This is a genomic window from Pseudomonas sp. 2 (assembly GCF_056627435.1).
In genome coordinates this window covers 234,286-249,551 of the sequence record NZ_JBWXNG010000011.1, presented here as the reverse complement: position 1 = coordinate 249,551, position 15,266 = coordinate 234,286, and the positions used below count along the sequence as shown (strand labels likewise).

Below are 15,266 nucleotides of genomic sequence, written 5' to 3'. Positions count from 1 at the left end.
TCGCGAAAGCGGTTGGGGTTTTGTTTTTGCGCCCGGAAAACATCATCGCCCCTTCGGCAAGCCGTGCTGCTACGGGGCGATGTGTCGTTGCAACCCATGCACGGTAATTCCTACATATCGCGTCTAGCTGCTATCCAAGGCTGTAGGTTCTTTCCTGTTCTGCTTTCACCCCCTCTACTTGGGCCATCTTCTGCCCCAGAATCGCCGGCCTCCTGCAACTATCCGTAGAGGTCATCCGTTTTATGCTTCCGTTCGCCGACTCCAAGCACCTGCGTCTTGAAACCGGTCGCCCCAAGCGCTCGTTCGAAGTGCTGACCTGCACGGGAGACGAGCCCTTCAATCGGCCGTACGCCTATGAGCTGGAAATCGTCCACCCAACCGGCGAGCTCGATGCCCACGAATTGCTGTTCAGCGGCGCCTACCTGTATTCGGCGGGCGCTGCCACCGGCATCCACGGGCACATCCAGAGCATCATGTGCAGCCACACCGAGCCTGCGCCCAGCAATCTGGCGACGGTCAGGCCCAAGCGCTATCTGATCACGCTGGGGCCGCGTCTGGGATTGATGGCCTTCCGGCACAACCAGCGCATCTTTCAGGGCATGAGCGCTGACCGGATCATCACTCAAGTGTTGAGCGAGCACGGCATCGACGACACCGGATACCTCTGGCAGCGCAGCCGGCCGTGCATCGAGCGGGATTTCTGCGCCCAGTACCGCGAGAGCGATCTGCAGCTGGTACAGCGCCTGTGCGGCGAGGAGGGCATGCACTATTACTTCCTGCACACGCGCAAGCGCCACGTCGTGGTGTTCACCGACCAACCCGCCGAAGGCCATGAGATCCCCAGCGAGGTCCAGAGGGCCCTGCAACCCAAGGCCGCGGCCAAAACCGATTCGAAGACAGACGCGCCCATGAACATGCAACGCGCCTGTGTGGTCGGCGGGTTGTTCGAGCCGGTCAAGCCCGATAATCGGGGGCGACTCAAGGTGCGCTTCGAGTGGGGCAACCAGGGCGATGGCGCGCGCTTCAACGATTGCTGGGTGCCGATCGACTCGGCGCTGATCGACGTCAACAACCCCTGGTGGGGCGGGATGGAAGTGGTGGTGAACTTCCGCAGCGGCAACCCTGCCTACCCTTACATCAGCCATCGCCTGTGGGACCCGGACATCAATCCGCGCGTGAAGCCCGACCCGGCGGTTATCCCGCGCCGGGTCATCACCACGCGCATCGACAAGGACTTCTTCCTGGACGAGTCGCAGCAGTTTGCTATTGATGACAAGTTGATCATCCGGCTGGCGCGCAACAACGAACTGCATTTCAGGGTCGGGTCGAGCCTGGTGACCATCGACTCGAAATCGCTCACCCTGAGCGGTCTGAAAGTCATGCTGTCATCCATCGCCCAGGCCGAGGCGCAGGAGCAGGAAGGCCCGGTCACTCAGCCCTGAAACCAGCCGCCGCTGCGGTTCAGGCGTTTGGCGATCATGCCCAGCGTCAGTGCCCGCAGCGCCATGAACAGCAGAAACACCAGCCACAGCGCGTGGTTGCCAAAGCCGCCCGCCAGCCAGGCGAAGGGCGCGGTGATCAGCGCAGTGAGCACCATCGCGTTGCGCATCTCCCGGGCCCGGGTGGCGCCGATGAACAGGCCGTCGAGCAGGTAACTCCAGACGGCCACCAACGGCAGCACGGCCAGATAGGGCAGGTAGATGAAGGCGATTTCGCGAACCTGAACGATGTCGGTCTGCAGGGCAATGAACAGGTGCCCGGCGCACAGGAACAGCACGGCGAACGCCAGGCTGCAGATCAGCGACCAGCCCCCGGCGACGTTTAGCGAGCGTCGCAGGGCATCGCGGTCGCGGGCGCCGATGGCGTGGCCGCACAACGCTTCCACCGCATGGGCCAGGCCGTCCAGCGCGTTGGCGGTGAGCAACAGGCCATTGAGCAGCAGCGCGTTGGCCGCCACCGTGGCATCGCCCAGCCGCGCGCCTTGGGTGGTGATCAGAAAGAACACCGATTGCAGCACCAGGCTGCGGATGAAGATGTCGCGGTTGACCACCAGCAGTGGTCGCCAGCTCTGCCAGCGCTTCATGGCACTCAACACCAGCTGGCCCGGATACTGGCGCAGGCCCTTGTGGGTCAGAGCCAGGCCCAGCGTCGCGCCGACCCACTCGGCCACCACCGACGCCCGGGCACTGCCGACCACGCCCCAGTCCAGGCCGATCACGAACCACAGGTTCAGCGCGATGTTGACCAGATTGGTGGTCAGCAGAATCGCCAGCGGCGCCCGGGCGTTCTGCAGCCCGAGAAACCAGCCCACCAGCGCATAGCTGGCCAGAGCTGCCGGCAGGCCGAGCAGGCGGGTATGGAAGAAGTCCTGGGTGAGTTCATTCAAGTCCGGCGAAGGCTGCATCATCTGCAAGGCCAGATGCTGGAAGGGCAGGCCGATCAGGCCCAACAACAGGGCAAAGCCCATGGCCAGCAGCAGGCCCTGCAGCAAAACCTGACGCAACGCCGCGCCATCGTTGCGCCCGGCAGCCTGAGCGGCGAAACCGGTGGTGCCCATGCGCAGAAAGCTCATGGCCCAGGCCAGAAAACTGTACAGCGTGCCGCCCACCGCCACCGCGCCCAATTGATGGGCATGGGGCAAATGGCCGATCACGCTGCTGTCGACCAGCGTGACCAGCGGCACTGAGATATTGGACAGAATCATCGGCGCCGCCAGCGCCCACACCTGACGATGGGTGGCGCGCTGACGCCAGTCTGTGAAGAAGTTGGACATTGGAGCTCCCGGGGAAGGGCGCAATTGTAACGGCCCGCACAACCCTGTAGGAGCGAATTCATTCGCGAAAGATCGTTCAGGCGACGCATGTGGATTGGGTGCTCACCGAGAACAAACCCGCAAACCCAAGGTCTATTCCCGCGCCGCGCTGTGCGATCGACATTGCGGTGCTATAACTGCTGCTTCTCATCACAACTGCCGCCAATGAGTGCCTCATGCTTAACAAAGGATTGTTCCTGGCCTGCGCGCTGGTACTGCTCAGTGCCTGCGATTCCTCCACTTCCGACAAACCTGCTCCGGCTCCCGCCCAGCCTGCCGCGCCGCAAGCCGCTGCGGTCGAGCCTGCCAAGCCCAAGCCTGCGGTGGACATTCCCGCGCTGAGCAAGCGCTACGCAGGGCGTGAGCTGACGGTGGTGGATGTCTCGGAAATCCAGCTCGATGGCGCAAGTACCTTGTCGCTGAGTTTTTCCGTGCCGCTGAACCCGGACCAGAAATTCGCCGAGAAAGTGCATCTGGTGGACAGCAAGGACGGCAAGGTCGACGGCGCGTGGGAGCTGTCGGACAACCTCATGGAACTGCGCCTGCGTCACCTCGAACCCAAGCGCAAACTGGTGCTGACCATTGACCCGGGCCTGGTGGCCGTGAACAACAACACGCTGGCGGCGGAATACTCGGCGCGCCTGGAAACCTCCGACCTGCAAGCCACCGTCGGTTTCGCCAGCCGTGGCAGCCTGCTGCCGACTCGTCTGGCAGAGGGCCTGCCGGTGATCGCGCTGAACGTCGACAAGGTCGATGTCGAGTTCTTCCGCATCAAGTCTGATTCGCTGCCTGCCTTTCTCAGTTCCTGGGAAGGTTCTTCCAGCCTGCAGAGCTACGAATCCAAAGAGCTGCTGCCCATGGCCGATCTGGTCTACGGCGGGCGCTTTGATCTGAACCCGGCGCGCAACACCCGGGAAACCGTGCTGCTGCCCATCGCCGGGCTCAAGCAGTTGCAGCAGCCGGGCGTCTATCTGGCAGTGATGCGCGCCTCGGGCACCTATAACTATTCGCAGCCGGCGACCCTGTTCACCCTGAGCGACATCGGCCTTTCCGTGCACCGCTACGCCAATCGCCTCGACGTGTTCACCCAGGCGCTGGAAGGCGGCAAGGCGCTCAATGGCATCGACCTTGAGCTGTATGACGACAAGGGCCGCGTGGTTGGCCAGGGCAAGACCGACAACGCCGGGCACGCCGAACTGCCGCTGCCGGCCAAGGCCGAGGTGCTGCTGGCCCATCAGGGCGAGCAGACCAGCCTGTTGCGCCTGAACAGCGCGGCGCTGGACCTGGCCGAGTTCGACATCACCGGCCCTCAGGCTCACCCATTGCAGTTCTTCATCTTCGGCCCGCGGGACCTGTATCGCCCCGGCGAAGTGGTGCTGCTCAACGGCCTGTTGCGCGACAACGACGGCAAGCGGGTGAAAGCGCAACCCATCACTGTCGAAGTACGCCGCCCTGACGATCAGGTCAGTCGCAAGTTCGTGTGGGATGCCGATGCCAGCGGCCTCTATCAATACCAGCTGCAACTGTCGGATGAAGCGCCGACCGGCCGCTGGCAACTGGTGTTCGACCTGGGCGACGGCAAGCCGCAGTTGTATGAATTCCAGGTCGAAGACTTCCTGCCCGAGCGCATGGCGCTGGAACTCAAGGGCAGCGACAGCCCCATCGCACCGGATGCGCCGCTGGATGTAGCAATCAATGGCCGCTACCTCTACGGCGCGCCTGCCTCGGGCAATCGCCTGACGGGTCAGCTGTATGTGCGCCCGCTGCGCGAGGCGGTGCCGGGCCTGCCGGGGTATCAGTTCGGTTCGGTCACCGAGGAAGACCTCAAGCAGGACCTGGAAGTGGAAGACAGCGTGCTGGACGCCAACGGCGAGCTGGACCTGAGCATCGACAGCCAGTGGGCCAAGGCGCGCTCGCCGCTGCAACTGGTGCTGCAGGCGAGCTTGCAGGAGTCGGGCGGGCGGCCGATCACTCGCCGCCTCACCCAGCCGGTCTGGCCGGCTGACAAGCTGCCGGGCCTGCGCGGGCTGTTCGACGGTGAGGCCACCGAAGGCGATGGTCCGGTGGAATTCGAAGTGCTGATGGCTGACGCCGAAGGCCACAAACTGGCCGCCGATAACCTCAAGGTGCGGCTGATCCGCGAGCGCCGCGACTACTACTGGAACTACTCGGACAGCGATGGCTGGAGCTATCACTACAACGAGAAATTCCTCAACCTGTCCGAAGAAACCTTGAGCGTGAAAAAGGATTCGACGGCCAAGGTCACCTTCCCGGTGGAGTGGGGCCCGTATCGTGTCGAGGTTGAAGACCCCGAAACCGGCCTGATCAGCAGCGTGCGTTTCTGGGCCGGTTACCGCTGGCAGGACAACGCCGAAGGCGGCGCCGTGCGGCCCGATCAGGTCAAGCTGGCGCTGGACAAACCCGCCTACGCCGATGGCGACACCGCCAAGGTCACCGTGACGCCGCCGAGCGCGGGCAAGGGCTACCTGCTGGTGGAATCCAGCGAAGGTCCATTGTGGTGGCAGGAAATCGACGTGCCGGCCGAGGGCAAAACCTTCGACGTGCCTGTGGATAAAAAGTGGGCGCGCCACGACCTGTATGTCAGCGCGCTGGTGATTCGTCCCGGTGAGCGCAAGGCCAACGTCACGCCCAAGCGCGCCGTGGGCGTCCTGCACCTGCCGCTGGATCGCTCCGAGCGCAAGCTGGCGCTGAGCGTGACGGCGCCGGAGAAGATGCGGCCCAAGCAGCCGCTCAAGCTCAAGGTCAACGCCAAGAACGCCGACGGCTCGATACCCAAGGACGTGCATGTGCTGGTCGCCGCCGTGGACGTCGGCATTCTCAACATCACCGAATACGCCACGCCCGATCCGTTCGCCAGCCTGTTCGGGCGCAAGGAATACGGCGCCGACCAGCTCGACATCTATGGCCAGTTGATTGAGGCCGGGCGTAACCGTCTGGCCAGCCTGGCATTCGGTGGCGACGCAGCGCTGGCCAAGGGCGGCAAGCGTCCGGAAACCAGCGTCACCATCGTCGCCCTGCAAAGCGCGCCGGTGACCCTGAACGATCAGGGCGATGCCGAAGTCAGCGTCGACATTCCCGATTTCAACGGCGAGCTGCGGATCATGGCGCAGGCCTGGACCGACGAGCGCTACGGCATGGCCGAAGCGAAAACCGTGGTCGCAGCACCCCTGATCGCCGAGCTGTCGGCGCCGCGTTTCCTCGCCGGAGGCGACCAGACCAGCGTGGCGCTGGATGTGTCGAACCTGTCGGGGCAGGCGCAGAAACTCAACGTGCAGGTCAGCGCCGAAGGGCAACTGAGCCTGGCCCAGCCCGATGCCGGCAAGGCGATCAATCTCAATCAGGGCCAGCGCACCACGCTGCAGATTCCGGTCAAGGCCCAGGGCGGTTTCGGTCAGGGCACGATCAAGGTCACGGTCAATGGCCTGGAGTTGCCGGGCGAGAACCTGCCAGCCTTCAGCCGCGAGTGGACCATTGGTGTGCGTCCGGCCTATCCGGCGATGCTCAAACAGTACCGGGCGGTGCTCAAGGATCAGGCCTGGAGCCTGCCGGAAGGCGCGCTTGAGGCGTTCGAACCAGCGGGGCGCGAAGCGATGCTGTCGGTGTCGAGCCGTCCGCCGCTCAACCTCGGCGAGCAGATTCGTGCGCTCAAGGCTTACCCGTACGGTTGTCTGGAACAGACCACCAGCGGCTTGTATCCGTCGCTCTATGCCGATGCCACGACCCTCAAGCGCCTCGGCCTGGAAGGCGAGCCGGATGCCGTGCGCAAGCGCAAGATCGAACTGGGCATCGAGCGCCTGCTGGGCATGCAGCGCTACAACGGCAGCTTCGGTTTGTGGGGCGCGGATGGCGACGAGGAATACTGGCTGACCGCCTATGTCACCGACTTCCTGCTGCGCGCCCGCGATCAGGGCTATGCGGTGCCGCCGGATGCGCTGAAGAAAGCCAACGAGCGCCTGCTGCGCTACTTGCAGGAGCGCAATCAGATTGAGGTCAACTACAGCGAAAACGCCGACCACACCCGCTTTGCCGTGCAGGCTTATGCCGGGCTGGTATTGGCCCGCAGCCAGCAGGCGCCGCTGGGTGCACTGCGCAGCCTGTTCGACCGTCGCAGCGATGCGCGCTCGGGCCTGCCGCTGGTGCAATTGTCTATCGCGCTGGAAAAAATGGGCGACAAGCCGCGCGCCGATCAGGCGTTGCTGGCGGGGCTGGCCGCAGGGCGCAAGGCCAACGACTGGCTCGCTGACTACGGCAGCCCGCTGCGCGATCAGGCGTTGATCCTGTCGCTGCTTGAGGAAAACAAGCTGGCGTCGGACAAGGTCGAGGAGCGCCTGTTCGCGCTGTCCGATCAGGTCGCGGCCAGCCGTTATCTGTCCACTCAGGAGCGCAATTCGCTGTTCCTCGCCGGGCGCGATCTGCTGGGCAAGCCGGAAGCCAAATGGGCGGCAACGCTCAACAGCGGCAGCAACACCCGCGAGCTGAGCAACGATCAGCCAGGCGTCAAGCTCGACAGCTCGGTGCTGGCTTCACCGCTCACCGTGCAGAATGGTGGCGGCGAGACGCTGTACCAGCAGATGACGATTTCCGGTTACCCGTCGCAGCCGCCGGTGGCCGGTGGCGAGAACCTGAGCATTCGTCGCGAGTACCTGGGCATGGATGGCGAGGCGCTGAACCTCAATGCCCTGAAGAGCGGCGAGCTGGTGCTGGTGCATCTGGAACTCAAATCCAAGGAGCGTGTGCCGGATGCGCTGGTGGTGGACTTGCTCCCGGCCGGGCTTGAGATCGAGAACCAGAACCTGGCGCAGAGCGCCGCGAGCCTGGAAGACGCCAGCGACTCGGTGAAGCAGTGGCGCGAGTCGATGGAAAACGCCGGCCTCAAGCACCAGGAATTCCGCGGCGACCGCTACGTCGCAGCGGTGGATTTGCAAGGCTTCAACACCGTGCACCTGTTGTACCTGGCCCGCGCGGTGACCCCAGGCACTTATCGCGTGCCGCCGCCGCAAGTGGAGTCGATGTACCGGCCCAACTGGCAGGCCCTGGGCGATGCGCCGGGGCAGTTGGTGGTCAAGGCCAAGAAGTAAAAGGCAGCACCGCGTTCCGGACTGGAGCGCGGTTTACCTGTAGGAGCGAATTTATTCGCGAATCGGCCGTCGAGACGATACATCTCTATCGCCTGACAAATTTTTCGCGAATGAATTCGCTCCTACAGTTGTCCGCGTTATGTCAGTGGAATGTTCATGCGCCCGCGTTGCGTCAATGAATAATCCAGCTCAACAACCACAACCCCAGAAACAGCCAGAGAATGCCGACGATGATCGAGCCTCGCATGAACGCGCGGATCGCCGAGTACAGCAGCATCAGCCCGATGATCAGCCCGGCGATGCTGATCAGTGAGGTGTTCATGCCCAGCGTACGTGCCAGGCCATCGACGAAATTGGCCCCCGCGTGAGTGAACATGTTGAACAACCAGCTCAAACCGTCGACGACGAAACGAATCACTGCGCCGATGACCTGGCCGAGCCATTCGAAAACGCTTTCTACCTGCATATCTTTTTCCTGATGACGGGCATTGAATGGAGAACAGACCGTTGGCTTTGGCTACGGACGGGTGGAGCGAGTTCCCTGACGCATAAAGGCAGTTTGGCATGAAACGGCTGATTCGCTGGCTGCTCGCAAGTATTCTCGGCATTTGCCTGCTGCTCTGGCTCGCCGACCGCCTCTGGCCGTTGCCGCTGCCCAAGGACGATCTGGCCCGCGTGGTGCTGGCCGAAGACGGCACGCCGCTGTGGCGCTTCGCCGATGCCAACGGCGTGTGGCGTTATCCGGTGACGGTCGATCAGGTATCACCCTATTACCTGCAGGCGCTGCTGACCTACGAAGACCGCTGGTTCTATCAGCATCCGGGGGTCAACCCCATGGCGCTGCTGCGGGCGACCTGGCAGAACCTCAGTGGCGGCCACGTGGTGTCAGGCGGCAGCACCTTGTCGATGCAGGTGGCGCGGCTGCTCGATCCCCATTCGCGCACCTTGCCGGGCAAGCTGCGCCAGCTGTGGCGCACGGCGCAGCTGGAGTGGCACCTGTCCAAGGAGGAGATTCTCGGGCTGTACCTGAACCGCGCGCCATTCGGCGGCACCTTGCAGGGCGTGGCGGCGGCGAGCTGGGCGTATCTGGGCAAGTCGCCGCAGCAGATGACCCGTGCCGATGCAGCGCTGCTGGCGGTGCTGCCCCAGGCGCCGAGCCGCTTGCGCCCCGATCGCCACCCGCAGCGGGCGCAGGCCGCGCGAGACAAAGTGCTCAAGCGCCTGGCCGAGTTCGATGTCTGGTCGCAGCAGGCGGTCAACGAAGCGCTGGAAGAACCGCTGCTGCTGGCGCCGCGTCAGGAACCCAGCCTGGCGCCGTTGCTGGCCCGGCGGCTGAATCGCCCCGACAGCCCGCCGCTGATTCGCACCACCCTGGATGCCAGCCTGCAGCGGCGTCTCGAAGACTTGCTGCTGGGCTGGCGCGCGCGGCTGCCGGAACGCACCTCGGCGGCGATCCTGGTGGTCGAGGCGCAGAACATGGCGGTGCGTGCCTATGTCGGCTCGGTGGACATCGGCGACGCCAAACGCTTCGGCCACGTCGACATGGTCAGCGCGATGCGTTCACCGGGCTCGACCCTCAAGCCGTTTCTGTACGGCAAGGCGATCGACGCCGGGCTGATTCATTCCGAATCGCTGCTGCAGGACGTGCCGCGCCGCTATGGCGACTATCGTCCCGGCAATTTCTCCTCGGGTTTCAACGGCGCGGTGGCGGCCAGTTCGGCGTTGTCGATGTCGCTCAACCTGCCCGCCGTGCAACTGCTCGAAGCCTACGGCCCGAAACGCTTCGCGGCCGAGATGCGCAACGGCGGTGTGCCGCTGACCCTGCCGCCGTTGGCGCAGCCGAATCTGGCGCTGATTCTGGGTGGCGCCGGCAGCCGCCTGGAAGATCTGGTGGGCGGTTACGCGGCGTTCGCTCGCGGCGGGCGCAGCGCCGATATCCGCTTGCAGCCCGATGATCGCCTGCGAGACCGGCCGATGATGTCGCCGGGGGCGGCGTGGATCATCCGGCGTATCTTGAGCGGCCAGTCGCGGCCCGATCTGGACCCTCACGCCGAACTCGTACAACGCCCGCAACTGGCCTGGAAGACCGGCACCAGTTATGGCTTTCGTGATGCGTGGTCGATTGGCGTGGGGCCGCGCTTTCTGATTGGCGTGTGGATCGGCCGCCCTGACGGCACGCCGGTGCCGGGGCAATTCGGGCTGGCCTCGGCGGCGCCCTTGATGATTCAGGTGCATGACCTGCTGGTGAACCGCGACGCCCAGCGCAACATCCTGCCGCCAGTGTTGCCGGTGCCGCTGAACGTCGGCGTTGCGGCGATCTGCTGGCCGCTGGGCCAACCCATGAGCAAGAACGACCCCAACTGCCGCCGCCAGCGATTCGCCTGGACGCTGGACGGCACGACGCCGCCAACCTTGCAGGCCACCGATCAGCCGCTGGGCCTGGGTTTGCTGGAGAAGATCTGGGTCAACGACAAGGGCCTGCGGGTCGATGCGTCGTGTCCGGGCGCCCAGGCCAAAGAAGTCGCGCTCTGGCCCGCGCCGCTGGAACCCTGGCTGGCAAAAGCCGAACGCCGAGAGGCGAGGCTGCCCGCCATCGACCCCGATTGCGCGCCGCAAGGCCTGAGCCTGGCCGCCCCGATCTCGATCGTGGGAGTGCGTGAAGGCGATCAACTGCGCTTGCCGGCGGGCAGCCAGCAGCAACTGCGCCTGCAACTCTCCGCGCTGGGCGGCAACGGTCGGCGCTGGTGGTTCATCGACGGCGCGCCGGTGGGCGATACCGGCAATCAGGAAATCTGGAACCACACCTTCAGCCGTCTGGGGCGGTATCAGCTGAGCGTGCTGGACGAAAGCGGCCAGACCGCGCGGGTGGAGTTCAGTGTGGTGGATTGAGCCGCTCACTGGCGTCGATCTCTGTAGGAGCGAATTCATTCGCGAAAGATCAGTCAGGCGACGCATCTGCATCGTCTGAAATATCGTTTCGCGAATGAATTCGCTCCTACAGGACATCATCAGCCGACCCCGTCAATTCCGACTATATAACTTTCGTTGATCCCGCCTTTTTCTCGGCTTTCGATACAAGAAGCTCATTGATTCCAAAGGGTTTTCGTCAACCTTCCCGTCTATGTATCCAAGTTGTTAATACCAAGCGACGAATTGCTCCATTCCTTCCACAGCGTTGATATGCAGCCATGGACCAGCGCCTGTCGGCCGATGCCGTCAGGCCCGTGCAGCATTCATGATCTGGAAGGATTCTCCCCATGAAAACGCAACAGATTTTCGCGACATCGGCATTGGCAATCGTTCTGGCGCTGAGCCTGGGTGGGTGCAGCAGTGGCGGCGGTGGTTCGAAAAGCCATGTCGATGGTTCTTCATCAACCGCCGGTACTTCGGGAGGATCAGCCAGCGATGGAGGCTCCAGTACGGGCACCGATGGCACCGGCACACCAGGCGGTACGGCCGGGACTGGCGGAACGGATGGCAGCGGTGGAACCGGCGGCACCGATGGCGGAACAGGTGGCGGCGGCGGGGGAGTGCCTGTCGTCAGGGCACAGAGCACCACCGCGCAGACCAGCATCGATCTGGGTTCGGTGGTCGGGCAATTGGGCGATGCCGTGGTCGGAGCAGGCGATGCGGTTTCCACCCTTTCGATTGCCGGCAATTCTGATTTGACGTCCGGCGCAGGCGGCCTGGTTTCGTCGCTGGGCCTGGCCACCAACAGCGTCGGCACTGGCTTGGTCAATGGTCTCGGCACCCTGGGCACCGACAGCAATTCCTTGGGCACCACCCTTTCCAGCGTGGGAGAGGCGACCAGTGATGTCGGCACCGGCGTGTCGTCGCTGGGCAGTGGTGTGGCGAGATTTGCGCGCTCGTCGGCCATCGAGCAGGTGCCGCTGGTGGGCACCGTCGCGGGTGGCGCGGGGGATCTGGTCGATGGCATCGGGCAACGGGTCACCATGCTCGGCGATACGTTGAGTACGGCCACCACCAGCGGCCCCCTCGGCTCGGCCACCCAGGCGGTGGGCGACCGGCTGGTACCGGTGGTGGCGATGCTCGAATCGACCACCAATCAGGTGGGCGAAACCACAGGCCTGGGCGCGCCGGTCAACGGCGTGCTGCAAAACGCCAAAGGAACGCTCAACAGCCTGGGCAATAGCTTGCAGAACGGCGCCCAGAACAATCCGCTGACCGCAGGCCTGGGCGGCTCGCTCAGCGGCCTGGGCGATGCGGCAGGAACGGCGGCGGGCTATCTGCACGCCGATGCCGGAACCGGCGGCAGCGTCCCGGGGCTGCCGGGCGTTCCGGGGCTCGGTGGTGGCCTGCTTGAGAATGTCGGTGGCGTTGTCGCGGCAGCGGGCAACGGCCTGACGTCAGGCGCAGGCGGCAATCTCACCGGCGCCCTGGGTCTGAATGCCAGTAACGCGGGGGCCACTGTGGCGTCCCTCGGGCCGATCCTGGGCGGCAACGGCATCGCTAACACGTCCATCGGTGCGCCGGTCGCGGGCGTGACCAACAACGTCGCCGCGGCTGTCGCTCCGGTGCTCGGCAACGTCACCAGCGTGACCCAGAACATCGGGGCATCGACCGGCATCGGTACGCCGGTCGGCGGCCTGCTCGGGCAGGTGGGCGGTGCGGTGAGCGGCCTGGGTAACCAGATTGCAGCGACAGGCGCCAATCCGGTTGCGGCAGCGGCAGGGGCGACGGTTTCCAGTGTCGGCGCCACTGTGGCGCAGACCGGTGGCGTGGTGAATGGTGGCAGCACTTCCACCGGCGGGATCGGTGGGCTGCTCAACGGTGTGACAGGCGTGTTGGGCGGTGGTTTGAATGGCGCGGTCGCGAACCGCAAGTAAGCAGTGCCGGGCAGTGTGAGGGCTTTCGCCAGACAGTTTTCGGCGATGCAGTGCTCTTTCTCCGGAGTTTCTCGGATCGCGACCGTCATTCAACGCCTACGCTTGTTCAGACAGGGGAGTCGGATGATCCCCTGTCTTTTTTTGCCTGAACAACGCCGCTGCTGTTATGGCCATGGAGTGTCCTTATGCGTGCTTGTGTTCCAGCCCTGGTATTGGGTGTGTGTGCTTTTCCCTGCTTTGCCAACGCCGAATCACTGCCCTCGTTTCTCAACAGCAACGACCGCGAACGCACCTTGCCGGTGCCCAATCTGCCCGCCGATGCCTATCGTCCCGTGACGCCCGCCCTGCAAGTGCCGGAGCCGCCGTCTGAAGCCGCGCCCTTGATGATGAGCACGAAAGTGAACGTGCGCAAAATCCGCATCGAGGGCGGCACGGTTTTTCCGCTGGAGGAATTGGGCAAGGCCTACGAGCCACTGATCGGCCGCCAAGCGTCGCTGGCCGAACTGATCGAGGCGACGCGTTCCATTACCCGGCGTTATCAGGACAGCGGCTACCTCTTGTCCTACGCGTTTCTGCCGCCGCAGTCGTTCAATCAGGGCTTGGTGCGGGTGGTGCTGGTAGAGGGTTATGTGCGCGACTACCGGCTGGAAGGCGACATTGGCCAGGTTTCGGCCTACCTGCAAAAGCTGGTGGACAAGCTCAAGGCCGAGCGCCCGCTGACCCGCAAGACCTTCGAGCGTTACACCTCGCTGATGAGCCGCGTGCCCGGCGTGACGCTACAAGCCCAGGTGCCGCCGCCCGGCACCACCGATGGCGCCACCACCCTGATCGCCCAGGCGTCGCGCAAGCCCTTCACCAGCACGCTGAGCACCACCGACGACAATCGGGATGGCTTTCAGGCGCTGCTGGGGCTGAGCAGCAATGCGCAAACCGCCATGGCCGAGCAGCTGACGGTCAGCGGCCTGTTTCCGCCCGGCGACGACAAGGAGCATTACTACCGCATCGATTACAGCCAGTACCTCAATGCCGAGGGCACGCAGCTGAGCCTGTCCGCCTCGCGGTATCGCAGCGAACCGAGCGCCCCTCTCGTGCTGGACAATGGCGTCCAGCTTGAACAGCAGCGTCACAACGACCGCTATTCGATCGGCCTCAGCCACCCGCTGATTGCGGCACAGAAAGAGTGGTTCAGTGTCGGTTCGAGGCTGTATGCGGTCGATGACAAGACGCGCTACGACGTCATCAACTCGCCAATGAGTGCTCGCAGCCGTACCGACATCCGCGCGCTTGCGGTGGAGGGCGACTGGCGCAAATCGACCGATCGGCAGCTTCGCATTCTCAGTGCTGGCGTGTATCAAGGCATCGACGGCATGGGCGCGAAAACCGATGTCGACAGCTACGACCTGGACTTCTTCCGTGCACGGCTTTCCGGGGTGCAGAGCGACAAGTTTTTTGAGCACTGGCAGGGCGTGTTTTCCGCGGCGCTGTACTGGAGCGACGACACCTTGCCGGACAGCGAACGGGCGCAATTCGGCGGGCAGAATTTCGGCCGCGGCTACCCCACCGATCAGGCGTCGGGCGACAAGGGCTGGGGCGTGGCGTACGAGGTCAACTACAGCTTCACCCGGGACGGAACGTGGGTAAAAGTGCTGCAGCCCTATGTGGTGTTCGATGCGGCAAAGACCTGGTTCAACGAACTGCCGATCAAGGGCTCCAGATTGTCCTCGGCGGCAACGGGGCTGCGCTTTGGCGACGGCCGTTATTACAACATCGCCCTGGAAGCCGCCAAGCCGATGTCCGACGTGGGCCTGGACAGCTTTAACCGCAACCCCAGGTTTACCTTGAGTTTCAGTTATCAGCTTTGAAACGGCATGCCTGCGGTGGTGTTCTCGAAATCGCCCCGCGGGCAAACCCGGCTGCTACGGGATGTGTGTCGTGTTCACGATTCGAGGATCACCCCATACCCGTAGCAGCACGGCTTGCCGGCGGGGCGATTGCGAAATCGCCGATGCAGGCGAGCCGATTGAGGTGGGTGTTTCGATGTACAAGAAAAGGCCGGGCTACTGCCCGACCTTGTACACCTTCGGCTCCGGAAACAGGTTGTTCAGCGTTTCCAGCAACCGCACGTGGTAGATGGGTTTGCGGAACAGGTCCAGCACCTGCAGGCGGAGCAAGTCGCTGACATCCTCCATGTCGGCGTGGCCTGAGGTGACGATCACCGGCAGGTGCTGGCGTGACGTGTGTTCGCGCAGGCGCTTGATCAGCGAGATGCCGCTTTCCTCGGGCATGCGCAGATCAGTGATCACCAGCGCGATATCGGGGTGTTCGGTAAGAATCTTCAGCGCCGCCTTGACCGACGGCGCGGTAAAGCAGCAGAAACCCTCGCCTTCGAGCAGTTCGGCGAGCTCTTCGTTGGCGTCCTCTTCGTCGTCAACGAGCAGGAGTTGCTGGCGTGTGGGAGCGGGCATTTTCACGACCTGGGCTGATTGAACACGAAGATTGCCAACTCAG

At 64.0% G+C, this 15,266-nt stretch carries 8 protein-coding genes; 5 read left to right on the top strand and 3 right to left on the bottom strand.

The features are described 5' to 3' along the window. Positions 1 to 242: 242 nt before the first annotated feature. On the top strand, positions 243 to 1,442 hold the full coding sequence (locus AC1MEK_RS19460; RefSeq protein WP_480397895.1) for a contractile injection system protein, VgrG/Pvc8 family: 1,200 nt from the start codon (positions 243 to 245) through the stop codon (positions 1,440 to 1,442). On the opposite strand, the gene AC1MEK_RS19455 is transcribed toward AC1MEK_RS19460, so the two are convergent. After that, positions 1,433 to 2,773, bottom strand: coding sequence for an MATE family efflux transporter (locus AC1MEK_RS19455; protein ID WP_480397894.1), 1,341 nt, complete (start codon positions 2,771 to 2,773; stop codon positions 1,433 to 1,435). The genes AC1MEK_RS19460 and AC1MEK_RS19455 overlap by 10 nt on opposite strands. Positions 2,774 to 2,988: 215 nt before the next feature. Here AC1MEK_RS19455 and AC1MEK_RS19450 point away from each other — a divergent pair, with 215 nt between their 5' ends. Further along, positions 2,989 to 7,911: an alpha-2-macroglobulin family protein gene (locus AC1MEK_RS19450; protein ID WP_480397893.1), complete on the top strand. Its 4,923-nt coding sequence runs from the start codon at positions 2,989 to 2,991 to the stop codon at positions 7,909 to 7,911. A 172-nt stretch (positions 7,912 to 8,083) separates the two neighbouring features. Here AC1MEK_RS19450 and AC1MEK_RS19445 read toward each other — a convergent pair whose 3' ends face one another. Then, a complete protein-coding gene (locus tag AC1MEK_RS19445; protein ID WP_480397892.1) occupies positions 8,084 to 8,377 on the bottom strand; it encodes a hypothetical protein in 294 nt (97 codons plus the stop codon). A gap of 98 nt (positions 8,378 to 8,475) precedes the next feature. Between AC1MEK_RS19445 and pbpC the strand changes: the two genes are divergently transcribed. From pbpC to AC1MEK_RS19430, 3 genes are all read left to right on the top strand, one after another. Beyond that, complete coding sequence (pbpC, locus tag AC1MEK_RS19440) at positions 8,476 to 10,800, top strand: peptidoglycan glycosyltransferase PbpC (RefSeq protein WP_480397891.1); 2,325 nt, start codon at positions 8,476 to 8,478, stop codon at positions 10,798 to 10,800. A gap of 368 nt (positions 10,801 to 11,168) precedes the next feature. Then, entirely contained in the window at positions 11,169 to 12,758 is a 1,590-nt protein-coding gene (locus AC1MEK_RS19435) for a collagen-like triple helix repeat-containing protein (RefSeq protein WP_480397890.1), read from the top strand. Positions 12,759 to 12,943: 185 nt separating this feature from the next. Beyond that, a complete protein-coding gene (locus tag AC1MEK_RS19430) occupies positions 12,944 to 14,620 on the top strand; it encodes a ShlB/FhaC/HecB family hemolysin secretion/activation protein (protein WP_480397889.1) in 1,677 nt (558 codons plus the stop codon). A gap of 195 nt (positions 14,621 to 14,815) precedes the next feature. Here the strand turns inward: AC1MEK_RS19430 and AC1MEK_RS19425 are convergent, their stop codons facing one another. Beyond that, positions 14,816 to 15,223 (bottom strand): response regulator, encoded by a 408-nt coding sequence (locus AC1MEK_RS19425; protein WP_480397888.1) that lies wholly within the window; start codon positions 15,221 to 15,223, stop codon positions 14,816 to 14,818. Between the last annotated feature and the right edge of the window lie 43 nt (positions 15,224 to 15,266).

Bases quoted from the DNA above. Each gene is read 5' to 3' on its own strand.
- AC1MEK_RS19460 (WP_480397895.1), top strand. From the start codon at position 243: ATGCTTCCGTTCGCCGACTCCAAGCACCTGCGTCTTGAAACCGGTCGC.
- AC1MEK_RS19455 (WP_480397894.1), bottom strand. From the start codon at position 2,773: ATGTCCAACTTCTTCACAGACTGGCGTCAGCGCGCCACCCATCGTCAG.
- AC1MEK_RS19450 (WP_480397893.1), top strand. From the start codon at position 2,989: ATGCTTAACAAAGGATTGTTCCTGGCCTGCGCGCTGGTACTGCTCAGT.
- AC1MEK_RS19445 (WP_480397892.1), bottom strand. From the start codon at position 8,377: ATGCAGGTAGAAAGCGTTTTCGAATGGCTCGGCCAGGTCATCGGCGCA.
- pbpC (WP_480397891.1), top strand. From the start codon at position 8,476: ATGAAACGGCTGATTCGCTGGCTGCTCGCAAGTATTCTCGGCATTTGC.
- AC1MEK_RS19435 (WP_480397890.1), top strand. From the start codon at position 11,169: ATGAAAACGCAACAGATTTTCGCGACATCGGCATTGGCAATCGTTCTG.
- AC1MEK_RS19430 (WP_480397889.1), top strand. From the start codon at position 12,944: ATGCGTGCTTGTGTTCCAGCCCTGGTATTGGGTGTGTGTGCTTTTCCC.
- AC1MEK_RS19425 (WP_480397888.1), bottom strand. From the start codon at position 15,223: ATGCCCGCTCCCACACGCCAGCAACTCCTGCTCGTTGACGACGAAGAG.